A 21,903-nucleotide genomic window follows, 5' to 3' on the forward strand; every position below is an offset into this window, starting at 1 on the left:
AGGAGGCCGATCATGACCAGTGCGGGCGACATCATGCATCAGGGGGCCGAGTGCGTGCGCGAGCACGAGACGCTCGCCACCGCGGCCCGGCTCATGAAGGAACGCGACGTCGGGGCGCTGCCGATCTGCGGTGAGCGGCAGAAGCTCCTGGGGATCCTCACCGACCGGGACATCGTGCTGAAGTGCGTCGCGGAGGGCCTCGACCCGGAGCAGGTCACGGCGGGCGAGGTGGCCCAGGGGCGGCCGATGACGGTGGAGGCGGACGAGGACGTCGAACAGGTGCTGCGGGTGATGGAGCAGTACCGGGTGCGGCGACTGCCGGTGATCAACCACCCGGAGCACGAGCTGGTCGGAATGATCAGCGAGGCGGACATCGCGCGCGGCATGCCGCAGACGCGGCTGGCGGAGTTCGTGACGGCGGTCTGCGCCGAGGACCCGCCCCGCTCGAAGGAGGTACTGGACACGCCGCAGGGCGTGTGACGGGGGAGGGGAAAGCGAGGGGGTGCGGGGCGGGGCAGGTGCACGAGGGAGCGGCGGGGGTGCGGGTCGGCCCGGGGCCACGCCCCGGGCCGACCCGGTGGGGTCCACGGTGGCCCGGATCGGCATCGGACGCTCGCTGGGCCGAGGACATGTCCGGCCGAAGGGGACGAACCTGTCGGCCGGTCAGGGCAGGTCCGGCCTCGGTCGGGAGGGCGCCGCGTGGTGCCGGTACGATCCTCCTCGCCGTGCACACGGGTGCGAGGGCCAGGGCTGGCGCGGCGCGTCCGCACGATGTCCCTCGCCGCGCCCGGTGCCCACCCGTGACCGCCCGGATCCGGACGGTTTGTCGTTGCCTCGCCGGCCAGGAAAGCAGTTCATGATCCTCGTTTCCGTCCTTCTGACCGCTGTCGTGCTCGTGGTCGCCGGTGCGGTCAAAGTCGTTCCGCCGCTGCTCGCCAAGGGGCGGCAGAGCCGCCGGGAGGATGAGCTGCGGGCGACCCTCGTCCCGCGCGAGCAGCTCGTGCTGAAGGGTGAGGAACCGCCCGCCGAGCTGGCCGCCGCGCTCGACGCGGCCCGGGCCGGTGACTGGCGTCCGGCGGCCGGGTACCTGGCCGAGGTCGGTGGCTACCCCGACGCGTCCTGGCGCTGGGCGCGGCTGGGGCCCTGGTGCAAGGTGGCGGCCGAGGACGACCGCTGGCTGCGGCAGTGGCGCGAGGAGGACCCGCGCAGTGCGGCGGCCGCTCTGGTGCAGAGCCTGGTACTGGTCGATCGTGCCTGGGAGATCCGCACCAGCAAGTTCGCCTCGGAGGTGAGCGAGGAGCAGTTCCGGGGGTTCCGCCAGGTACTGCGCGAGGCGGAGCAGGTCGCGCAGCAGGCCGTCGACACGGCGCCGGCCGAGGACCCCAACCCCTGGGTGGCGCAGATCGCCATCGCCATGGGCATGAGCTGGTCGCGCGAGGACTTCGGCAGTCTCTGGGCCGAGGTGGTGGCCCGTGACCCGCACCACCTGGGGGCGCACGAGGGTGCGCTGCAGTACTGGTGCGCCAAGTGGCACGGCAGCCACGAGCTGATGCACGCCTTCGTGGACACCGCGCTCGCCGGCGCGCCGGCCGGCAGCCTGCTGCCCGTTCTGCGGATACGGGCGTTTCTCGAAAAGGTCTCCCGGGACAAGGCACCGGCCGCCGCCTACCGGACGCCGGAGTTCACTGCGGCCGTGGACGCCCTGCTGGCCGACCTGGCGCAGGCCGACCCGGCACATCCGCGGCTCCAGCAGGCCCGGGGCTGGGCGGCCTGGGGGCTCGTCATGAATGCCCGGACGGTGGACGCGTTGGAGCTGTTCCAGGTGATGGGCCGGGAGGTGGACGGCCCGTGGCGCGACTACGACGATCCGCTGGGGGCCTTCGACCGGATGCGCGAGATCTGCGTGCAGGCGATCGCCCGCGCCTGGGTCGCGATGGAGCAGGGACAGGGCTCGATGGTGTAGCCGGGCCCGGGCGGCGCGCTCGGGCCGGCCGCCCGAAGTCCGTGAGTGAGTGGGGCAGCGGTCATGCCCGGGCCCCCCGGGGCAGGGCCTGCCAGGGGGCGGGTCAGTGGCCGGCGACGAGTTCGCCGGTGAGGCGGCCGTGGAGTTCGGCGCTGGGCTCGTTGAGGCCGGTGATCCGGACGGTCTTGCCGCGCTGGGCGTACTTGGCCGTCACGGTGTCCAGGACCGCGACCGAGGAGGCGTCCCAGACGTGCGCGCCGCTGAGGTCGACGACCACGTCGTCCGGATCGTTCGCGTAGTCGAACCGCCCGACCAGCTCGTTGCTGGAGGCGAAGAACAGCTCCCCGGTCACGGCGTACACCACCTGCGTCCCGTCCGGGTCGGTGACGGCGGTGACGTCCGCGTGCCGGGCCACCCGCCGGGCGAAGACCATCATGGCGGTGACCGAGCCGACGACGACCCCGATCGCGAGGTTGTGGGTGGCGACCACGCAGACGACCGTGATCACCATGACCGCGATCTCGCCGAGCGGCATCCGGCGCAGCGCCGCGGGGGCGATCGAGTGCTAGTCGAAGCTCGCGAAGGACACCATCACCATCACGGCGACCAGCGCCGCCATCGGGATGTCCGACACCACCGGCCCGAGGACGACGCACAGCACCATGAGCAGGGCGCCCGACAGGAACGTCGACAGGCGGGTGCGGGCCCCGGACACCTTGACGTTGATCATGGTCTGCCCGATCATCGCGCAGTCGCCCATGCCGCCGAACAGCCCGGTGACGATGTTGGCGATGCCCTGCCCGATCGACTCCCGGGTCTTGTTCGAGCGGGTGTCGGTGATGTCGTCGACCAGCTTGGCGGTCATCAGCGACTCCATCAGGCCCACCAGTGCCATCGCCAGCGCGTAGGGCGCGATCGTGGTCAGCGTCCCGAGCGTGAACGGCACGTCGGGGAGTCCCGGCACCGGAAGGGAGGTCGGCAGCGCGCCCTTGTCGCCGACGGTCGGCACCGCGATCCCGGCGCCCAGGGTGATCGCGGTCAGGACGGCGATCGACACCAGCGGCGCCGGCACCACCGTGCTCACCCGCGGCAGCAGCACCAGCAGCGCCACACCGCCCGCGAACAGCGGGTACACGGCCCACGGCACCCGCCCGAGTTCCGGCAGCTGCGCGACGAACACCAGGATCGCGAGGGAGTTGACGAAGCCGACCATCACCGCGCGCGGCACGAACCGCAGCAGCTTCGCCACCCCCAGCGCGCCCAGCGCGATCTGGAACACGCCGGCCAGGACGACGGCGGCCACCAGGTACCCGAACCCGTGCTCGCGGTTGAGCGGCCCGATCACCAGCGCCACCGCGCCGGTGGCGGCCGAGATCATTGCGGACGGCATCCCGCCAAGGCCCGGCCCTGCTCCCGACCCTGCTCCCGGCCCTGCTCCCGGGCCGGTCACCGGGCCGGGAGCAGGGCCGGGACCGGTCGCGGGACCGGGCGGGGGCTCAGGCCAGGGCGTAGACCGTGGTGGCGTGGGCGGCCGGCTCCTCCTCGCCCTCGGCGGTGAGGGTGATGTCCAGGAAGGCGATCCGCCGGCCCAGCTTGGTGACCCGGGCGTGCACCAGGACGTCCTGTCCGACGACGGCGCGCTGGAAGCTGGTGGACTGCTGGACGGTGGTCATCGGGCCGAAGCCGCCCCGGGCGGCGGACACCGCGATCACGCTGGCGGTGTCCGCCGCCGCCATCAGCGCCTGGCCGGACAGGCCGCCGCCCTCCCGGGCGAGCTGGTCGGACCACGGCAGCCGGAGCACGGCGTGGCGCTCCCCGGTCGCGGTCACCGACAGGCCGAGCGCCTGCACCCAGGGAGCGAAGTTGTCGGCCAGGATCTTGTCCGCCTCGGCGGTGGTGAGGGTCATGCCGTCATTGTGGTGGCCACCGCGGGCGGTGTCAGCGGTGTCGGGGAGTCGGGGCGGCTGAGGACGGCGCGCCCGGGCGGCGGCGGACGACGCACCCGGGCGGCGGAGGACGGCGCGCCGGCTACCGCGCCGAGGGCCCGTCCGGCCGCTCCCGCAAGGCCCGGGCCATCAGCTCCGCCAGGTGCAGGGCCCGTCGGCCGTCGGCCAGTTGGGCGATCTGGGTGCGGCAGCTGAAGCCGTCCGCGAGGACCACGGTGTCCGGTCCGGCGGCCCGGACCTCCGGCAGCAGCACCCGCTCGGCGATCGCCGCCGAGATCTCGTAGTGCCCGCGCTCGAAGCCGAAGTTGCCCGCGAGCCCGCAGCACCCGGAGTCCAGGACCCGGTTCTCGACGCCCATCCGCCGCTCGATCCGGCGGTCCGCCGCACTGCCGAGCACCGCGTGCTGGTGGCAGTGGGTCTGGGTGACGGCGTCCACCCGCAGCCGCGGCAGCGGCGCGTCCGGCGCGTACTCGTCGACGAACTCGGCGAAGGTGCGGGTGCGTTCGGCCAGCGGGCGGCCCTCGGCGCCGAGCAGGCGCGGCACCTCCTCGCGCAGGGTGGCGGTGCAGCTCGGGTCCATCCCGACGACGGGTGTGGCGGCGGGCAGGCCGGTGGCGGCGAGCGAGGCCAGGCTCCGGCGCATCGTCCGCCGGGCGCCCGGGAGTTGGCCGGTGGAGTACCAGGTCAGACCGCAGCAGACCGGGCCGGACGGGAGCCGGACGTCGAAGCCCAGGTGTTCCAGGACCTCGACGGCCGCGCGCAGGACCTCCGGCTGGAGGTGGTCCGAGAAGGTGTCCGGCCAGAGCAGGACGGGCCGGGCGCCCGCCGGGGCCGGGTGCCCGGCGCGGTGCCGCCGGAACCAGCGGGTGAAGGTCTCCGGCGGCAGGACCGGCAGTGCCCGGCGTCCGTCGATGCCGCCGAGCCGCTTGAGCAGCGGGGCGGCCGGTGAGCGGGTGATCGCGTTCACCAGGCCGGGTGCGAGCGCGGCGCCGCGCAGCCACAGCGGCAGCCGGCCCATCGCGTAGTGCGCGGCGGGCCTCGGCCGGTGCCGGTAGTGCTGGTACAGGAACTCGCTCCGGTAGGTGGCCATGTCGACCTGGACCGGGCAGTCGCTCGCGCAGCCCTTGCAGCCCAGGCAGAGGTCCAGTGCCTCACGGACCTCGGCGGACCGCCAGCCGTCCGTGATCGCGGCCCCGGCACCGGGGCGTTCCCCGGCGCCGCGCAGCATCTCGGCGAGCAGCCGGGCCCGCCCGCGGGTCGAGTGCCGCTCCTCGCCGGTGGCCATGTAGCTCGGGCACATCACGCCAGTGGTCGGGTCGACGCACTTGCCGACCCCCACGCAGCGGCGGACCGCCTTGGCGAGGCTGCCGTCGTCCCGCTCGTACGGCAGGGCGAGCGGCAGCTCGCGCACCGGCCGCCCGCCGAAGCGGAGGTCGGTGTCCAGCGGACGCGGGTCGACCGCGGTGCCGGGGTTGAGCAGGTTCTCCGGGTCCCAGATGTGCTTGAACTCGCGGAACAGGTCGATGACTTCGGGCGGGTACATGCGCGGCAGCAGCTCGCCGCGGGCCTGCCCGTCCCCGTGCTCGCCGGAGAGCGAACCGCCGTGCGCGACCACCAGATCGGCCGCCTGCTCCATGAACTCCCGGAACACCGGCAGCCCTTGCGGCCGCGTGAGCGGGAAGTCGATCCGCAGATGGACGCAGCCCTCGCCGAAGTGCCCGTACGGCACGCCGCGCAGGCCGTGCCGGCGCAGCAGGGCACGCAGTCCGCGCAGGTAGTCGCCGAGCCGCTCCGGCGGGACGGCCGAGTCCTCCCAGCCGGGCCAGGCCTCGCCGCCGTCGGGCAGCCGGGTGACGATCCCGGCGCCGGCCTCGCGCACGGCCCAGAGCTGGCGCTGTTCGGCCGGGTCGGTGACCACGGTGGCGGTCGCGGTGCGTTCGCGGCGGACGGTCCCGGCGAGGCGGCGGGCGGCGTCGAGGGCCTCGGCGGCGGTGGCGCCGCCGGTTTCCAGGAAGAGCCAGCAGGCGCCGTCGGGCAGCCGGTCGAGGGCGGGCGGGCGCGGTCCGGCGGCGAGCAGGGCGGCGATCAGGTCGGCGGCCATGCCCTCGACGGTGAGCGGGCCGTCCGGGAGCAGCGCGGGAACGGCGTCGGCGGCGGCCGTCTCGTCCGGGTAGCCGGCCACCACCAGGGCGCGGGCGCGCGGTTCCTCGACCAGCCGGACGGTGGCGCCGAGCAGCAGCGCGCAGGTCCCCTCGGTGCCGGTGAGGGCGCGGGCCAGGTGGTGGCCGTGTTCGGGCAGCAGGGCGTCCAGTGGGTAGCCGGAGACCCGGCGCGGGAGTGCGGGCAGGCCGCGGCGGAGGGCGGCGAGGTTCCGGTCGGTGAACTCCTGGAGCCGTCGGTGCAGATCGCCCTCGGGGCCGGGCCGGGCGGCGAGGGCGGTGCGTTCGGCGGGGGTCAGCGGGCCGCCGACGGTCAGTTCGGTGCCGTCGGCGAGCAGCAGGTCCAGCGATTCGACGTTGTCCGCGGTGCGGCCCCAGGCGACGGAGTGGGCGCCGCAGGAGTCGTTGCCGATCATGCCGCCGAGCGTGCAGCGGCTGTGGGTGGACGGGTCCGGCCCGAACCGCAGGCCGTAGGGGCGGGCGGCGCGCTGGAGGTCGTCGAGGACGGTGCCGGGCCGGACGCGGGCGGTGCGGCGCTCCGGGTCGATGCCGAGGACGCCGCCCAGGTGGCGGCGGAAGTCCAGCACCACCGCGCCGGGGCCGATCGCCTGCCCGCCGATGCTGGTCCCGGCGCCGCGCGCCACCACGGGCACCCGGTACTGACGGCACAGGGCGAGGGCGGTGCGCACGTCCTCGGTGTCGGCGGGCTTGACCACGCCGAGCGGCAGCTGCCGGTAGTTGGAGGCGTCGTGGCTGTAGACGGTCCGTTCGGCGGCGTCGAACCGGACCTCGCCGCGCAGTGCGGCGGCCAGCTCGCGCGCGAGTTCGGGCGCGGGGCCGGGCGCGGGGCCGGAGGTGGGGTCGGGGCGGCTCACGGGCGGTCCTCCCGGGCGGTGGCGAACGGTCCTCACCGATCATCGCAGCCCGCCCGGGGCGACGGGGACGGAGCCGGGGCGCACGGAGCCGGGACGTGGAGCCGGGACGTGGAGCCGGGACGTGGAGTCGAGGCACACGGGGGCGTGGCACGGAGCCGGCCCGCCGAGGCGGGCGGTGCGGGCCAGGACAAAGGCCCGCAGGTCGGACCGGCGGGACGGGCACGGAGGAAAAGCGCTGGCGGCGCTCCCGGGGAGTGTGGGACGGTCGGTCCCCGTGATCATCGAGAACCCTGACGACCCCCGCCGTTTCCGCGCCCATCTGCCGATCGGCGAGCGGCTCCCGATACCGGAGGACGCGGCACCCTCCTGGTCGATCTTCCCCTACGAGGGCGAGCTGACCGTCCGTCCGCTGGAGGCCGCCGAGCTGCCCGAGCCCGCCCGGCACGGCGAGGCCGGGGCGGCGGAGTGCCACGAGTGCCGCCGTCCGGAGGAGGACTTCGTCTGGACCGACGAGCACTGGCGGCTGAGGGCCTTCGACCCGCCGCACGGCCTGCCCGCCGTGCTGTTCCTCGGCCCGCGCGACCACCACGACCTGACGGACCTCCCGCCGGCCCGGGCGGTCGAACTCGGCCCGATGCTCCAGCGGGTGGAACGGGCGGTCCTCGGGCTCGGCGGTGTCGGGCGCGTGCACGTGAACCGCTGGGGCGACGGCGGGGCCCATCTCCACCTGTGGCTGATCGCCCGCCCCGAGGGCCAGCGCCAGCTGATCGGCTCCACGCTCGCGCTCTGGATGGACCTGCTCCCGCCGCTGCCGGACGAGCTCCGCGCGGACACCCTGCACCGCATCGCCACCGCCATGGCCGCCGACGGGGGCACGGCGCACGCCTGACCCGACGGCCCGGGGACGGCACGGACCCGCGCGCCGCCCCCGCCCCGGTCCGCCGCCCACGGCGACGCCGAAAGGCCCCGCACCGCCCTCAGCGGCGCCGGGAGGCCCCGGTGAGGGTGCCGGCGGCGATGTGCGAGAGCTTCGCCACCTCGAAGGCCGGGTACGCGCCCCCGGCCAGCAGCGAGAACTTGACCCCCTCCCGACCGCCCGGGCGGCGGTGGCCCGGCGGCTGGAAGCGCCGGTGGTGCTCGGCCGCGCGGTGGAAGAACTGCGGGCGCTCGGCGCGGGCGACGCAGCCGGCCAGGTCGAAGACGAACAGGTAGTGCCGGACCATCCGGGTGAACAGCGCTTCACGGACGGCGTCGGGGACGTCCAGCTCGTCCAGCAGCGCGAACGTCCGCTCGTACTGGTCGAAGAGGTCGAAGCTGCTGCTCCCCGGCGATCCGGTCGGGTGCACGGTCTCGCGGCGGCGCAGCTGCACGCAGGCACGCGGCAGGACGGCGATCCGCCGGGCCGTCAGCATCGCCCGGTGCACGACGGGGACCTCCTCGTAGCGGCCCTCGGGGAAGGCCAGCGCCTGCCCGCGCCAGTGCTCGTGCCGCACCAGGCGGTCCCAGACCAGCGGCGGCGCGCCCAGCAGCTCCGGACGGTCCGCCGGGCCGAAGACCTCGGGTCCGGCCTCGGCCAGCAGCGTCTCGGCGCCGCCCGGCCAGTCCCGCCCGCCGTGCTGCCGGGTGTGACCGAACAGCAGCAGGTCGACCGGGCCGGTCCGCTCCAGGTGGTCGGCGAAGGAGCCGAGGGCGTCGCGGGCGAGCAGGTGGTCGGCGTCCAGGAACAGCAGGTACTCGCCGCGGGCCCGGGCGGCGCCCGCGTTGCGGGCGACGCCGACGCCGACCGCCGCGTCGAGCTGGAGCACCGACACCCGGGGGTGCCGGGCGGCGTAGCGCTCGACGAGCTGGGCCGGGCAGTCGGGGGACCGGTCGGCGACCACCAGCACCTCGAAGTCGCGGAAGGACTGGGCGAGCAGCGAGTCCAGGCAGTCCGCCAGCTGTTTCTGCTGGTCGTAGGCGGGGATCACGACGCTGATCAGGGGTGAGGGCATGACGCCGGAGCGTAGGAGCGCCTGCGAACGGTGGCAAAGCCCTGACGGTCCGTAAATCAGGGCAAGGTCTGTCAAATCGTATGGACGTACGCCATATCTTCACCAGCCATTCCGGTCGCGTCCACGTCAGGAACCTCGTCCCCCCGACGTCCCCCCGACGTCCCGCCGAGCTCCCACCGAGGTTCCCCGCCGCCGACGTCCCCGCCGCTGGTTCGGCGCGCGGCATCCGGCACCGGCGGGCAGTCTGGAGGCGATGCCGCGGGGACGCCGCGGCGGCGCGCGGACGGAGGCGGGTATGGAGCAGCGGACGCGGCCGCCCCGGCGGGGCGAGCTCACCGCCTTCCTGACCCGGCTGACCTCCGTCCTGCTGCGCAACAGCGGGGAGGGCGTCCAGCGGCTGGAGCCCGAGGTGGAGGGCGCGGCCCGGGCCTTCGGCGGCGCGGCGCAACTGCTGGTTGTCCCGGACGGCGCGGTGCTGACCGTCACGGCCGGCGGCGAGACCGGGACGGTGACGGTCCGGGCGTTCCCCGAGGTGTTCCGACTGGACCAGGTCGCCGCCGTGAAGCCGATGCTCGCCGAGATCGAGGCCGGCCGGCTCGACCTGCCGGCCGCGGCGGCCCGGCTCGCCGTCATCGACTCGGCCCCGCCACCGTACCCCTGGTGGGTGAAGGCGATCGGGATCGTGCTGTTCGCCGTCGGCTTCGCCCCGCTGATGCAGCCGACCTGGTGGGAGATCGGTTCCACCGCCGTCCTCGGCACGGTGAGCGCGGCGCTCGCGGTCGGGGCGGCCCGCTGGCCCCGGCTGGGCGCGGTGCTGCCGTTCGTGGCGGCCGTCCTGGTGTCGGTGGTCGCGCTGCTGGTGTTCGCCCGGACCCCTGAGCACGGCGGGCCGGTGCTGATCATGCTGCCCGCGCTGTTCTTCTTCGTCCCCGGCGACTATCTGAGCGCGGCCGCCGCCGAGCTCGCTGCCGGGCACATCACCCCGGGCGCGGTACGGCTGGTGTACGCGGTGTTCCTGCTGCTCCAGCTGTACGTCGGGGTGCTGGTCGGACTCGCCGTCACCGGGCAGGACCGGCACGAGCTGTTCGACGTGGCCGCCGCGCAGGACCTGCCGCGCTGGGCGCTGTTCACCGCCTGGATCGTCTTCACGGCCGGCACCGTGCTGGCCTTCGCGATCCCGCTGCGGCTGGGGCTGCCGCTGCTGCTGCTGGTCTATCTGACGGTGGCGGTGCAGACCTTGTTCACCTGGCTGGCCGGCGAGGTAGTCGGGACCTTCGTCGCCGCGGCGGCGCTCAGCGCCGCAGCGACCCGGGTCGCCCACCGGCCGGACGGGCCGCCGCGGCTGATCCTGCTGCTGCCCGGCTTCTTCACCCTGACCGTCGGCTCGCTCGGCATGCGCGGGCTGACCGACCTGGCGGGCGGCCACCCCATCGCGGGTTTCCGCGATCTGACGCAGCTGGTGACGCTGCTGACGACGATCGCGGTGGGCCTGCTGGCGGGCGAGGTGCTGGCGGCCGCCCGGCGCGGGGAGCGGACACCACCGGAGCCGGCGTAGGCCCGGGCGGGCCGTCAGACGCTGCAGCCGGCCGCCGGGACGGGGCGTTCTGCCGGGACGGGGTGCTCCACGGGGGCCGCGGCCAGCTCGCGCAGGTACCAGTCGAGCCGGTTGCCCGTCGGTTCCATTACCCGTTCGGAGTACCGGAACCCGGCCCGCCGGGCGACCGCCGCCGAGGCGGTGTTCTCCGGGTCGACCCGGATCACGCCCTCGCTCGCGCCCTCCTGCGCCGCGTAGCGGCACACCAGGTGCACCGCCCGGGTCGCCAGGCCCCGCCCCCGCCAGCCGGGGTAGAGGCCGTAGGCGATGTTGACCTGCCCCGGGCCGAGACGCGGCATCGCGAACCGCAGGTCGATCGTGCCGGCCAGCACCGGCTCCGGACCGGTCCGGATGCCGAAGACCCGGGCCGGTCCCCGGTACAGCCACTGCGCGGTGCACCGCCGCACGTACTCCTCGGTGCCCGCGCGGGTGCTCGGCCCGCCGTTCAGCCAGCGCACCAGCTGGTCGTCCTCGCCCGCCAGGTGCGCGTCGATGTCCGCCGCCCGGAACGGGGTGAGCGTGACGACCCCGTCCGACAGCCTCACCTGATCCATGGGCCCACTCTGGCCCGGCGCGCGCCCGCCGGGCCACTGGGATTTCGGCCAGCCCGCACCCGAACGGACTGTCCACGAAACACCGTGAACCGTCCTCGAACGAGCCCCCGGCGAACCCTCGACGAGCCCCCAACGAGTGTCGGGCGAGTGTCGGGCGAGCCATGAACGAACCCCGGGCCGCCCCCGGACGGCACGGGGACGGCCCGGAGGTGCCGCGTCCGCGGGGTGCGCTCAGCGGCCGGTCCGCGTCGTCGTGCCGCGCAGCAGCAGCGCCACCGCGACGGCGGCGAGGGCGACGACCCCGGCGGCGGTGAGGACGGTCAGGTGCATGGCACCGACGAAGGCGTCGCGGGCCCGGTCGGCGACCGGCGGCCCGAACCGGGAGGCGGCGCCGAGGGAGGCGCGGGCGGCGTCGGCCAACTGCGGCGGCAGACCGGTGACGTCCACGCGGGCGCGGTAGCCGGCCGTCAGGACGCTGCCGAGCACGGCGATCCCGAGGGCGCCGCCCAGCTCCCGGGCCAGGTCGTTCATCGCCGAGCCGACGTTCTGCAGGGCGCTCGGCAGGGCCTCGGTGATGGCGGTGGTGGCGGGCGTCATGGCGAGCCCGGCGCCCAGGCCGAGCGGGAACAGGACGGCCGCGATCTGCCAACCGGAACTGCCGGCGTCCAGCAGCCCGAGCGAGGCCAGCGCGCCCGCGACCAGCAGCAGGCCCGCGACCCAGGGCCCGCGCGCGCCGAACCGGTCGGTCAGCCGGGGGCTGAGCCGGGCGCCGGGCATCATCCCGAGCGCCATCGGCAGCAGCGCGACGGCCGCCGCCAGGGCGCTGCGCTCCCGGACCAGCTGGAGGTACTGCATGATCACGAAGAGGTAGCCGAAGAAGGCGAAGAACTGGCAGGTGATCGACAGCGTCCCGGCCGCGAACCGGCGCTCGCGGAACAGCCGGGGGTCCAGCAGCGGGTGCCGCCGCCGCAGCTCCCACCGGACGAAGCCGACCAGCAGCGCCAGCCCGCAGACGAGGGTCCACGGGTCGGCCCAGCCCCGGACCGGTGCCTCGATCACCGCGTAGACCAGGGCGCCGAGACCGGTTACGGCCAGCAGGGCGCCGACGACGTCCAGCCGGGGCGCGTCCGGCTCGGCGGACTCCGGGACGAACAGCAGGGTGCCGGCCAGGGCCAGGACCGCGAGCACCACGTTCAGGACGAAGATCGACGGCCAGGACCACAGCTCCAGCAGGACGCCGGTGGCGAACAGGCCGAGCACCGCCGCCGCGCCCGCGACCGCCGCCCAGGCGGCGACGCCCCGGGCCCGCCGCTCCGCCGGGAAGGTGCTGGTGATCGTCGACAGGGTGGCCGGCATGACCAGCGCCGCGCCGACGCCGAGCAGGGCGCGCAGCGCGATCAGGGCGCCGGGGTCGGTGGTCAGTGCGGCGAGCCCGGAACCGGCGCCGAACAGCGCCAGGCCCACCAGCAGGGCCCGCCGTCGTCCGAACCGGTCCCCGATGGCGCCGGCCGGCAGCAGCAGGGCGGCGAACACCAGGCTGTAGGCGTCGATGATCCAGGACAGCTGGGTCTGGCTGCCGCCGGTGGCGCGGGCGATGTCCGGCAGGGCCACGTTGAGCGAGGCCATCGCGGCGACCACGGTGGCCAGCGCGAGACAGGTGACGAGGAGGACGGCGCGGTGGCGGCGGTCCGGGGAGGCGGCGGCGGCCGCCCGGTCGGGGGGCGCGGCGGTGGCGGGCATGGCGGGACTTCCTCACGCTGGACGGTCGGTGCCCGACCAGCGTGGGCGCGCTGCGGCTAGCATTTCAACCATGATGAATTCTGCGGAGGCGGAGGCGGAGGCGGAGGCGGGGCCGGCGGGCGACCGGGCCGGGGCGTCGGAGGTCGCCGCGGGCGGGGTGCCGGACGGGGCCCGGGCCGGGGGGCCGTCCGGGGAGCCGTCCGCCGGACCGTCGGGGAAGCCGTCCGGGAGGCCCGTGGGGGAACCCGTACCCCGGCGCGGGCGCCGCAGCGGGAACTCCGGGGCCAGGGAGCAGATCCTCGCCGTCGCCCGCCGCCGCTTCCTGGCCGAGGGGTACCAGGCGGTCACGCTCCGGTCGGTGGCCGCCGAGGCAGGCGTGGACCTGGCACTGGTCAGCTACTACTTCGGCAGCAAGAAGGGCCTGTTCGGGGCCGCCCTCGCCCTGACCGGGAACCCTGCGGTGCTGCTCGCCGGGGCGCTGGAGGGCGGGCTGGAGACCTTTCCCGAGCGGGCCCTGCGGCTGCTGCTGGGGGTCTGGGACGCCCCCGACAGCGCGGGCCCGCTGCGTGCCATGATCGGCGGCTCGGCATTGGACCCGGCGGTCGCGCAACTGGTGGGCGAGGTGGTGCAGCGCGAGATGGTGGACCTGATCGCGGCCCGGCTCGGCGGTGCGGACGCCCGTCGGCGGGCCTGCCTGTTCGGCACTCAGCTGGCCGGGCTGATCATGGCCCGCTACGTGCTGCGGCTCCAACCGCTCGCCGCGCTGCCGGCCGATGAAATCGCGCGCTCGTACCTGCCGCTGCTGCGGCAGGCGCTGTGGGGGCGCCCGGGCGGTCCCGGTGGTCCGGGAGGTGTTGGTGGCCCGGGAGGTGCCGGTGGTACCGGAGGTCCGGGCGGCACGGTGAGCACGGGCGGGCGGCGGTCCGGCGGGGCCCGGACCTGACGGGTGCGGGGTCGGGGGCCGGGGCCTGATGCCGGGGGCCGGGGCCGGACTTCGCGGACCTGCACCCGGGCCGGGTTCGGACGCCGCCGGGTCCTGACGGCGGCCGGACTCCGGACGCCGCCCTGACGGGAGCGGCGGCGGGAGCGCCCGCCGGCCCGCCCACGTTCGGGGCCGAGCCCGTACGCCGCCGAGCCCGCAGGCGTGGGCCTGCGGGCTCGGGGGGCTGTTCGTTCTTCCCTGCACTTTGCAAAGTGCAGGAAACGGCGGTTCGCGGCTTCCCGCAGCTCCACCAGCCGCTCTACCTGCAGTTTTAGTGGTGGGCCTGCACTGCTGGGTATGCCTCAGCACTTTGCAAAGTCACACTTTGCAAAGTGCTGAGGGCAGAGGCCGATGCCGGGGCCGGGGTGGGCCGAAGGCCGACGACGGGCCGGGGTCGGCTCAGTACCAGTGGTGGGACTGCCAGAACGACCAGGCGCCGCACGGGCTGCCGTAGCGGGAGTTCATGTAGTCCAGGCCCCACTTGATCTGGGTGGCCGGGTTGGTGCGCCAGTCGGAGCCGGCCGAGGCCATCTTGGAGCCGGGCAGGGCCTGGACCAGGCCGTAGGCGCCGGAGGAGGCGTTGGTGGCGGTGACGTTCCAGCTGCTCTCGCGGGACACGATGTTGTTGAAGCACTGGAGCTGGCCGGCCGGGACGATCTGGGCGGCGATCTCGCGCGGGCTGCCGGAGTAGGTCGGCTTGCTGTTCAGCGCGGAGCGCTCCTGCGAGCGGGAGGCGGCGGCGTCCGACTTCGCCTTGGCGTCGGCCTGGGCCTTCGCCGCAGCCTGCGCCTCGGCCTGAGCCTGCGCCTGAGCATCGGCCTGCGCCTGCGCCTGCGAGGCGGCAGCGGCGGCAGCGGCGTCCGCCTCCGCCTGTGCGGCGGCCTGGGCCTTGGCGTCCGCCTCGGCCTGTGCCTGCGCGGCGGCCAGCGCGTCCGCCGATGTCCCGCCCGTGGTGGCGGCCACCGCGGCGACGGGCGCCTCGGCGACGGCGGTCCCACTCTCCGGGACGGCGAGGGCGGCGGTGGCCGCGCTCGCCACCACGAGAGTGGCGACACCGGTGATCAGCGAGTTGCGGCGGGCATGGCTGAGCTGCATGGAGCGGACAATCCTTTTCCGTCGGGGTGCCGTCAGGGCCTGGGTGGCCGTCGGGGCGTGCCGGCCCCGGGCGGGGCGGCGGCGCGGGCGCCGGGCATCACACGGGGCCCGCTCGGGGGAGCGGCCCGTGATGGCGTACGGGACGGCCGTGGTGTGCGTGCCTGCCCCGGCGGAGGTGCGGGGCGGCGGGAGCTGCGCGGCGGGGGGACCACCGCGCTGCCTGGCGACGGACCATTCTTGGCAGAGCTCGACACGGGCGGCAAAGGCGCCGGCTACTACGGCCGGTAGTGGAAGGAAAGCCCGGAAACGGCGAAGCGCCCGACCGATGGCGGGCGCTTCGACGGCATTTGTCCGTTTTGGTGAATCGATGGGCCGTGCCCCGGGATCGTCGACGAACGATCGGCCCGAACCGGCCGACCGCCTGCGTTCTCCGGGTCCGTGACGGCCGGTCCACCGACCCGGCCCGGTGGCGGACCGTCCGCCCCCGGCCGATGGCGGGGGGCCGACGCGCGGCTCGCCACTATCGGCGGTAGTGGATCGCCGAAGGCCTGTGGGGGGCCTCACACGCGGGGGCGGCGAACTGCACGCGTTGTGACGGTCCGGTCACGTGCTCCGGTACGGGTTCGGCTCCGCGGGCAGCGGTGCGCCGGTGCGGGAGTCCTTCGCGTACGGGTTGTCCACGTACGGGTTGTCCACGTACGGGTTCCCGGCGTACGGGTTGGCCGCCGCCGGGCGCTGCGCCCGGTACTCCGGTACGTCCGGCACGTCCGGGACGGCCACCGGGCCCGAGGGCTCCCCGTCCGACGCCTCCCCGTCCGACGGGTCCTCGTCCGTCGCGGGCTCCTCCTCGACCGGCACCAGGTCGCGGGCCAGCAGGGTCGCCCCGGCGACGGCGCCCGGCATGGCCACCACGGTCACCAGCGGGACCAGGAACCCCAGCACCAGCGGCACGCCGAAGCCGAAGGCCAGCCCGAGCCGCCCGCGCAGCAGCCGCAGCCGCTCCCGCTGCGCCACGCCGCGCCGCTGCAGGGCGACGGAGGTCAGCTCCAGGGTGAGGAAGAAACCCGAGACCAGGAAGCCCAGCACCGGGACGACGGTCTGCCCGACCACCGGGATGAAGCCGGCCGCGAACAGCAGCAGGCCGAACCCGCCCGCCCGCACCAGGACGAAGAGGCTGTCCCGGGCCGCCACCACCAGCTCGCGCCAGAGCGGAACGTCCGGCGGGGTCGGCGCGCCGCCCTCGGTCTCGTCGACCTTCTCGCAGAGTTCCTCGTAGAACGGCTGGCCGACCAGCAGGGTGACCGCCGTGAAGGTGAGCACGGAGAGCAGCAGGCCGCCGACGAACACCAGTGCGGCGAGCGTGGTGCGCAGCAGGTCCTGCCAGAACGAGGTCCAGTGGTCGGCGAACGGGGTGGCCCAGGCGGCGATGTCCCCGGCCCAGCCGCCGAGGAAGAACAGTGCCACCACGTAACCGGCCAGGGTGATCAGCGCCGGGATCATTCCGAACGCCCACCAGCGGCCGTGCCGCGCCACCCACCGCTGGCCCTTGGCCAGGTACCCCATCCCCGCTGCAAGATCTCGCATGAGGGGAAGGGTAGGTGCTGACGGGTCGCCGGGTCATGTCCGTCCGGTCACGGAACGGAACCGGAGCCTCCCGGCCCGGCGACGCGCGGAACGGTGTCGGGGACGGCCGCAACGGTGACCGGGGTCAGGGGGCCGCCGTCAGGGGCCCGGCGCCCGGGACAGGCGCCCGGGACAGGCGCACCGGCGCCGGCCCAAAGGCGCACCAGGCCGGGACGTGACGCCCGGACACGATGCCCGGACACGACACCCGGGCACAACGGCACCGGGCCCGGGAGCCTCCGCAACGGCTCCCGGGCCCGGTGCCCGCGGACGGTACTGCGCGCCGGCTCAGGATGCCGGCGCCTCCGCCGCGGCCCGCCGCCGACGGCCCACCACGGCCGACGCCGCGAGCACGATGGCCGCGGCGACCAGCGACAGGTACATCTGCTTCCGACCGTCGGCGTCGGTGAACATGTACGCCATCACGAACCCGATCATGCCGATCGCGGCCCAGGTGAGGTACGGGTACAGCCACATCCGGACGGTCAGCCGCTCCGGCATCTCGCGCTCGATGATCCGGCGCATCCGGAGCTGGGAGAAGCAGATCACGAGCCACACGAAGAGCGCCACCGCGCCGGAGGAGTTCAGCAGGAAGGAGAAGACCGTGTCGGGGGAGGTGTAGTTGAAGAAGACGGCCACGAAGCCGAACACCACCGAGGACAGGATCGCCACCCGCGGCACGCCGCGCTTCGTCACGGTCGCGAAGGCCTTGGGCGCGTCGCCGCGCTGCCCGAGCGAGAAGGCCATCCGGGACGCGGTGTACATGCCCGAGTTGAGGCAGGACAGCACGGCGGTGAGCACGATCACGTCCATCACCCGGCCGGCGCCCGGGATGCCCACGTGCTCCAGCACCGCGACGTAGGGGCTGCCCTTGACGGCGGCGGAGTCCCACGGCAGCAGGGTCACCACGAGCAGGATCGAGCCGAGGTAGAAGATGCCGATCCGCCAGATCACACTGTTGGTGGCCTTGCTGACCGCCTTCTCCGGGTCCTCGGACTCGCCGGCGGCCAGGGTGACGATCTCGCTGCCCATGAAGGCGAAGACGACGGTGAGCATGCCGGTGAAGACCGCGCCCACCCCGTGCGGCAGGAAGCCGCCGTGACCGGTCAGGTTGGCCGTGCCGACGGCGTGGGTGCCGGGGAGCAGGCCGAACACGGCGAGGCCGGCGACCACCAGGAAGGCGGCGATGGCCACCACCTTGATACCGGCGAACCAGAACTCGAACTCGCCGTAGGAGGCGACCGAGCCCAGGTTGGTCGCGGTCAGCACGGCCATCACGATCAGGGCGAACGCCCACTGCGGGACGCCCGGCATCCAGTTGTTGAGGATCTTCGCGCCGGCGGTGGCCTCGACGGCCAGCACCACGACCCAGAAGAACCAGTACAGCCAGCCGATGCTGAACCCGGCCCACCGGCCCAGCGCCCGGTCCGCGTACGCGGAGAAGGAGCCGCTCTGCGGGTCGGCCGCGGCCATCTCGCCGAGCATCCGCATGACCAGGACGACCAGCACACCGGCCAGCGCGTAGGAGAGCAGGATGCCGGGGCCGGTGGCCGCGATGCCCGCGCCCGAGCCGACGAACAGGCCGGCGCCGATCACGCCGCCGATGGCGATCATCGACAGGTGGCGGTTCTTGAGCCCGGCCTTGAGGTGGCCGTCGCCGCCGTGGCCGTGCCCGCCGTGCCCGGCGGGGTGCTGCTGGGCGGAGTCGCGGGGCGGGGGTGATCCGGCCCGGGTTGTGGTGTCCGCACTCATCGTGAGGGTGCCCTGTGCCTTTCCGGCGCGGCCCGACCCTCGGCTCGATCACCGAAGGGTGGGGGACGGATCCGCGCATTGCGGTGCAACCTAACCTCTACCTCCGGGTATCGGAACAAGGCACCGGGAACTGTTCGCTCAGCGGACGTAAAAGCCCAGGTCAGGGCGGGTGAAGTGGGGGCCCGGAAAGCTCAGATCTGACGCACCGCCAGCAACTCGGGGCCCTCCCGGGGGGTTTGTCGGGCCGCCGTACATACTGGCGGCGTGATGATCGTCCTCGTGGTGCTCGGCGTTCTCCTCGTGCTCGCCCTGCTGACCCTCGTCCACTGGTACCTCTGGCGCCGGCTGGTGCGCGACGTCTCGGCGCCCGGCGGCCGCTGGCGCCGGACCGGCACCGTGCTCGCCTTCGTCCTGCCGCTGCTCTCGGTGGGGGCGCTGATCGGCGGGCGGGCCTTCCCGATAGCGGTCGAGCGCTGGTTCGCCTGGCCGGGCTACCTCTGGCTCGCGGTGCTGCTGTACCTGCTGCTCGCGCTCGCCGTCGGGGAGGTCGTCCGGCCGCTGCTGCTGCGCCTGCCCGCCGGCCGCAGGGCACCCGTTCCGGTCCCCGGGGCCGTTGCGGTCCCCGAGGCCCCCGCGCCCGTCGAGTCCGCGTCCGTCGAGTCCGCGCCTGCCGACGCCGCACCTGCCGACGCCGCACCTGCCGAGTCCGAGTTCGAGTCCGAGTTCGAGTCCGAGGCCGCACCCGCCGAGTCCGCCCCCGCCGCCGCCCCGACCGCGCCCTCGCCGGAGCGGCGGCTGTTCGTCGCCCGCGCGGTCGCGATCGGGGCCTCCGGGGCCGCCGCGGCCGTGGTCGGCACCGGCATGTACGGCGTGCTGCGCGGACCGCGGCTCAAGCAGGTGACCGTCCCGCTCGCCAAGCTGCCGGCCGGTGCGGACGGCTACCGGATCGCGGTGGTCAGCGACATCCACCTCGGCCCGATCCTGGGCCGCGCCCACACCCAGCGGATCGTGGACACCATCAACGCCGCGAAGCCCGACCTGATCACGATCGTGGGAGACCTGGTCGACGGCACGGTCCCCGAGCTGGGCCGGGACGCCGAGCCGCTGGCGCAGCTGCGGGCCCGCGACGGGGCCTACTTCGTCACCGGCAACCACGAGTACTTCTCCGGCGCGGCGCCCTGGGTGGACTTCGTCCGCGAGCTGGGTGTCCACCCGCTGCAGAACGCCCGGGTCGAGCTCGGCGGCTTCGACCTGGCCGGGGTCAACGACATCGCCGGGGAGCGCGAGGGCGACGGTCCCGACTTCGGCCGGGCGCTCGGGGACCGCGACCCGGCCCGCACCGCCGTCCTGCTCTCGCACCAGCCGGTCACGATCCACGACGCGGTCCGGCACGGCGTCGACCTCCAGCTGTCCGGGCACACCCACGGCGGGCAGCTCTGGCCGGGCAACTACATCGCGGAGCTGGCCAACCCGACCGTCGCCGGGCTGGAGCGGTACGGCGACACCCAGCTCTACGTCACCCGCGGCGCCGGCGCCTGGGGTCCGCCCGTGCGGGTCGGCGCCCCGTCCGACATCACGATCGTCACCCTCGCCTCGCTCCGGGTCTGAGCGCCGGGCGGGTCCCGGTCCGACCGGTTCAGGCTTCGGTGACGTCGAGGAGGACGACCAGGCGGCCGCCCGGACGGGGGTCGAGCCGGGCGGCGAGCAGGGCCGGGATGTCGCTCTCCTGGGAGTGGCCCGGGACGAGGGTGACCTCCGCCTGCCGCACGCCCGGGCAGCCGGCCAGGGCGTAGCGGACGCGGTACGTCGTGGTGTCGGGCGGCGGGGGAGGTCCGGGTTCGCGCACGGTGCGTTCACCTCCGTTCCGCCGTCCATTGTCCGTCGGTCGGCGGCCGGTGGCCGATCGGGGCGAACCCGGGCAGAGTGGAAATCTCCGGAGCCGGTCACCCCGGCCGGCGCGACCCGTCGCGTGAACCACCGGGACGGCTCCGGGAAGGAGCGACCCCATGCAGACCACCTGGAAGGGGACGATCAGCTTCGGCCTGGTCTCCATCCCCGTCCACCTGTACTCCGCCACCAAGGAGCACGACGTCCCCCTGCACCAGGTGCACGCCAAGGACGGCGGCCGGGTGCGGATGAAGCGGTACTGCGAGCAGGAGGAGAAGGAGGTCCCGTACGCGGAGATCGCCAAGGGCTACGAGTCCCCGGACGGCCGCACGGTCACCCTCACCGACGAGGACCTCGCCGACCTCCCGCTGCCCAGCAAGAAGATCATCGACGTGCTGGCCTTCGTCGACGAGGGCGAGATCGACCCGTTGATGTTCTCCAAGGCCTACTACGTCGGCGTCGCCGACAAGGCCGCGTCGAAGCCCTACGCGCTGCTGCGGGACGCCCTGGTGGATTCCGGGCAGATCGCCGTCACCAAGATCGCGCTGCGCAGCCGGGAGTCGCCGGCCGTGCTGCGGGTGCACGACGGCACGCTGGTGCTCCAGACCTGCATCTGGCCCGACGAGGTCCGCCCGGCGGCCGGGATCGCGCCCGAGGAGGACATCACGGTCCGGCCGCAGGAACTGAGGATGGCGCGCTCGCTGATGGAGACCCTCTCCGAGGACTTCGACCTCGAGCAGCTGCACGACGACTACCAGCAGGCGCTGCAGCAGGTGATCGAGGCGCGGCTGCAGGGCGTCGAGATGCCGCACGAGGAAGAGGCGGGCGAGGCGCCGGACAACGTGATCGACCTGATGGAGGCGCTGCGAAGCAGCCTGCGGAAGGCCAAGGACGCCCACCCGGGCCGGCCGGCCGCCGAGCCGGAGCCGGAGCCGGAGCCGGAGTCGGAGTCGGAATCGGAGCCGGAGTCTGAGCCGGAGTCTGAGCCGGCCGAGGAGCAGTCGCCGCCGCGCAGACGCGCCGCCTCGAAGAGGACGACGGCCCCGAAGGCCGCGGCGGCCACGAGCAAGAAGCCCACGACCGCGAGGAAGTCCACGACCGCGAAGAAGTCCGCCGCCGCGCCGACGTCCGCGACCGACAAGAAGAGCACGAGCGCGAGGAAGAGCACGACCGACAGGAGCGGCGCGACCGACAAGAAGAGCACGACCGCGAGGAAGCGCACGACCACCGCGACCCGGAAGCCCGCCGCTCCCCGGAAGGCCTCGTGACCTCCCCCCTCACCCCCGGAGGCGATTCCCGATGGACCTGATCACCTACAAGGCGCAGGACACCGGCCCCGACGCGCCCGCCCACCCGAGTCCGGCGCACCGGGCCTGGCACTGGCTGTGCAGTCTCTCCCCGACGGCCGTGGTCTTCCTGGTCGGCCTCTCGATCGGCCTCGGCGCCATCGGCACCCAGGCCTCGCTGACCTGGCTGATCGTCTTCAGTGTCGTCTGGGGCGTGACCGTGCTGGCGCTGGTCGGTGTCGTCGCCCGGTGGGCCACACCCGGCCGGGGCCGCCACCGGATGGCCACCTGACCCTCCCCAGGAACCCCAGGAACCCCAGGAACCCCGGGGAACCGCAGGAAGCGGAGAGGTGCCCGGGCCCGGGCGCGGCCCCCGGCCCGGGCCCCGCCCGCCCCCCCCCCCGGGAGAGGGGGGGGGGGGCCGGGGGCGGGCCCCTCGCCAGGAAAGGCGGAGAG

17 protein-coding genes and 1 pseudogene are annotated in these 21,903 nt (G+C 74.6%); 8 read left to right on the top strand and 10 right to left on the bottom strand.

The window, feature by feature from the left end:
* The first annotated feature begins 12 nt into the window (after positions 1-12).
* Together ACIPYS_RS24440 and ACIPYS_RS24445 are read left to right on the top strand one after the other, a co-directional pair.
* The gene (locus ACIPYS_RS24440) at positions 13-480 is read left to right on the top strand and encodes a CBS domain-containing protein (RefSeq protein WP_093863149.1); all 468 of its coding nucleotides are present in this window, start codon (positions 13-15) and stop codon (positions 478-480) included.
* 376 nt (positions 481-856) lie between these two features.
* Positions 857-1,963, top strand: coding sequence for a hypothetical protein (locus ACIPYS_RS24445; protein WP_400749461.1), 1,107 nt, complete (start codon positions 857-859; stop codon positions 1,961-1,963).
* A 103-nt stretch (positions 1,964-2,066) separates the two neighbouring features.
* Here ACIPYS_RS24445 and ACIPYS_RS24450 read toward each other — a convergent pair.
* From ACIPYS_RS24450 to ACIPYS_RS24460, 3 genes and pseudogenes are all read right to left on the bottom strand, one after another.
* A pseudogene (locus tag ACIPYS_RS24450) lies at positions 2,067-3,344 on the bottom strand (SulP family inorganic anion transporter); the annotation flags it as partial.
* Positions 3,345-3,459: 115 nt separating this feature from the next.
* Positions 3,460-3,870, bottom strand: coding sequence for a PaaI family thioesterase (locus tag ACIPYS_RS24455; protein ID WP_093863152.1), 411 nt, complete (start codon positions 3,868-3,870; stop codon positions 3,460-3,462).
* A gap of 121 nt (positions 3,871-3,991) precedes the next feature.
* Complete coding sequence (locus ACIPYS_RS24460; protein ID WP_400749465.1) at positions 3,992-6,943, bottom strand: FAD-binding and (Fe-S)-binding domain-containing protein; 2,952 nt, start codon at positions 6,941-6,943, stop codon at positions 3,992-3,994.
* A gap of 274 nt (positions 6,944-7,217) precedes the next feature.
* Here ACIPYS_RS24460 and ACIPYS_RS24465 point away from each other — a divergent pair, with 274 nt between their 5' ends.
* Positions 7,218-7,832, top strand: a complete 615-nt coding sequence (locus ACIPYS_RS24465) for a hypothetical protein (protein ID WP_400749468.1) — start codon at positions 7,218-7,220, stop codon at positions 7,830-7,832.
* 88 nt (positions 7,833-7,920) lie between these two features.
* Here the strand turns inward: ACIPYS_RS24465 and ACIPYS_RS24470 are convergent, their stop codons facing one another.
* Positions 7,921-8,934 carry a glycosyltransferase family 2 protein gene (locus ACIPYS_RS24470; RefSeq protein WP_400749471.1) on the bottom strand — a complete coding sequence of 338 codons (1,014 nt, stop codon included), beginning with the start codon at positions 8,932-8,934 and terminating at the stop codon, positions 7,921-7,923.
* Between the two features lie 295 nt (positions 8,935-9,229).
* Here ACIPYS_RS24470 and ACIPYS_RS24475 point away from each other — a divergent pair, with 295 nt between their 5' ends.
* On the top strand, positions 9,230-10,489 hold the full coding sequence (locus ACIPYS_RS24475; RefSeq protein ID WP_400749474.1) for a threonine/serine exporter family protein: 1,260 nt from the start codon (positions 9,230-9,232) through the stop codon (positions 10,487-10,489).
* 14 nt (positions 10,490-10,503) lie between these two features.
* On the opposite strand, the gene ACIPYS_RS24480 is transcribed toward ACIPYS_RS24475, so the two are convergent.
* Together ACIPYS_RS24480 and ACIPYS_RS24485 are read right to left on the bottom strand one after the other, a co-directional pair.
* A complete protein-coding gene (locus ACIPYS_RS24480; RefSeq protein ID WP_093863156.1) occupies positions 10,504-11,082 on the bottom strand; it encodes a GNAT family N-acetyltransferase in 579 nt (192 codons plus the stop codon).
* Positions 11,083-11,313: 231 nt separating this feature from the next.
* Positions 11,314-12,822 (bottom strand): MFS transporter, encoded by a 1,509-nt coding sequence (locus ACIPYS_RS24485; RefSeq protein ID WP_400749478.1) that lies wholly within the window; start codon positions 12,820-12,822, stop codon positions 11,314-11,316.
* Between the two features lie 70 nt (positions 12,823-12,892).
* On the opposite strand from ACIPYS_RS24485, the gene ACIPYS_RS24490 reads away from it, so the two are divergent.
* On the top strand, positions 12,893-13,765 hold the full coding sequence (locus tag ACIPYS_RS24490) for a TetR family transcriptional regulator (RefSeq protein WP_400749481.1): 873 nt from the start codon (positions 12,893-12,895) through the stop codon (positions 13,763-13,765).
* A gap of 438 nt (positions 13,766-14,203) precedes the next feature.
* Here the strand turns inward: ACIPYS_RS24490 and ACIPYS_RS24495 are convergent, their stop codons facing one another.
* From ACIPYS_RS24495 to ACIPYS_RS24505, 3 genes are all read right to left on the bottom strand, one after another.
* On the bottom strand, positions 14,204-14,899 hold the full coding sequence (locus ACIPYS_RS24495) for a lytic transglycosylase domain-containing protein (RefSeq protein ID WP_400749484.1): 696 nt from the start codon (positions 14,897-14,899) through the stop codon (positions 14,204-14,206).
* A 603-nt stretch (positions 14,900-15,502) separates the two neighbouring features.
* Positions 15,503-16,483, bottom strand: a complete 981-nt coding sequence (locus tag ACIPYS_RS24500; RefSeq protein ID WP_400749486.1) for an EI24 domain-containing protein — start codon at positions 16,481-16,483, stop codon at positions 15,503-15,505.
* A 327-nt stretch (positions 16,484-16,810) separates the two neighbouring features.
* Positions 16,811-18,274 (bottom strand): amino acid permease, encoded by a 1,464-nt coding sequence (locus ACIPYS_RS24505; protein WP_093863161.1) that lies wholly within the window; start codon positions 18,272-18,274, stop codon positions 16,811-16,813.
* 267 nt (positions 18,275-18,541) lie between these two features.
* Here ACIPYS_RS24505 and ACIPYS_RS24510 point away from each other — a divergent pair, with 267 nt between their 5' ends.
* On the top strand, positions 18,542-19,882 hold the full coding sequence (locus ACIPYS_RS24510) for a metallophosphoesterase (RefSeq protein ID WP_400749518.1): 1,341 nt from the start codon (positions 18,542-18,544) through the stop codon (positions 19,880-19,882).
* A gap of 28 nt (positions 19,883-19,910) precedes the next feature.
* Here the strand turns inward: ACIPYS_RS24510 and ACIPYS_RS24515 are convergent, their stop codons facing one another.
* Entirely contained in the window at positions 19,911-20,120 is a 210-nt protein-coding gene (locus tag ACIPYS_RS24515; protein WP_400749490.1) for a hypothetical protein, read from the bottom strand.
* A gap of 160 nt (positions 20,121-20,280) precedes the next feature.
* Here ACIPYS_RS24515 and ACIPYS_RS24520 point away from each other — a divergent pair, with 160 nt between their 5' ends.
* Complete coding sequence (locus ACIPYS_RS24520) at positions 20,281-21,429, top strand: Ku protein (protein WP_400749493.1); 1,149 nt, start codon at positions 20,281-20,283, stop codon at positions 21,427-21,429.
* Between the two features lie 31 nt (positions 21,430-21,460).
* A complete protein-coding gene (locus tag ACIPYS_RS24525) occupies positions 21,461-21,739 on the top strand; it encodes a hypothetical protein (RefSeq protein ID WP_093863165.1) in 279 nt (92 codons plus the stop codon).
* Positions 21,740-21,903 lie beyond the last annotated feature (164 nt).

The sequence above is a fragment of the Kitasatospora sp. NPDC089913 genome (assembly GCF_044748625.1).
In the GTDB taxonomy this organism is placed as follows: Bacteria; Actinomycetota; Actinomycetes; order Streptomycetales; family Streptomycetaceae; genus Kitasatospora.

Bases quoted from the DNA above. Each gene is read 5' to 3' on its own strand.
- ACIPYS_RS24475 (WP_400749474.1), top strand. From the start codon at position 9,230: ATGGAGCAGCGGACGCGGCCGCCCCGGCGGGGCGAGCTCACCGCCTTC.
- ACIPYS_RS24525 (WP_093863165.1), top strand. From the start codon at position 21,461: ATGGACCTGATCACCTACAAGGCGCAGGACACCGGCCCCGACGCGCCC.
- ACIPYS_RS24485 (WP_400749478.1), bottom strand. From the start codon at position 12,822: ATGCCCGCCACCGCCGCGCCCCCCGACCGGGCGGCCGCCGCCGCCTCC.
- ACIPYS_RS24505 (WP_093863161.1), bottom strand. From the start codon at position 18,274: ATGAGTGCGGACACCACAACCCGGGCCGGATCACCCCCGCCCCGCGAC.
- ACIPYS_RS24500 (WP_400749486.1), bottom strand. From the start codon at position 16,483: ATGCGAGATCTTGCAGCGGGGATGGGGTACCTGGCCAAGGGCCAGCGG.
- ACIPYS_RS24490 (WP_400749481.1), top strand. From the start codon at position 12,893: ATGATGAATTCTGCGGAGGCGGAGGCGGAGGCGGAGGCGGGGCCGGCG.
- ACIPYS_RS24510 (WP_400749518.1), top strand. From the start codon at position 18,542: ATGATCGTCCTCGTGGTGCTCGGCGTTCTCCTCGTGCTCGCCCTGCTG.
- ACIPYS_RS24495 (WP_400749484.1), bottom strand. From the start codon at position 14,899: ATGCAGCTCAGCCATGCCCGCCGCAACTCGCTGATCACCGGTGTCGCC.
- ACIPYS_RS24470 (WP_400749471.1), bottom strand. From the start codon at position 8,934: ATGCCCTCACCCCTGATCAGCGTCGTGATCCCCGCCTACGACCAGCAG.
- ACIPYS_RS24455 (WP_093863152.1), bottom strand. From the start codon at position 3,870: ATGACCCTCACCACCGCCGAGGCGGACAAGATCCTGGCCGACAACTTC.
- ACIPYS_RS24480 (WP_093863156.1), bottom strand. From the start codon at position 11,082: ATGGATCAGGTGAGGCTGTCGGACGGGGTCGTCACGCTCACCCCGTTC.
- ACIPYS_RS24440 (WP_093863149.1), top strand. From the start codon at position 13: ATGACCAGTGCGGGCGACATCATGCATCAGGGGGCCGAGTGCGTGCGC.
- ACIPYS_RS24520 (WP_400749493.1), top strand. From the start codon at position 20,281: ATGCAGACCACCTGGAAGGGGACGATCAGCTTCGGCCTGGTCTCCATC.
- ACIPYS_RS24445 (WP_400749461.1), top strand. From the start codon at position 857: ATGATCCTCGTTTCCGTCCTTCTGACCGCTGTCGTGCTCGTGGTCGCC.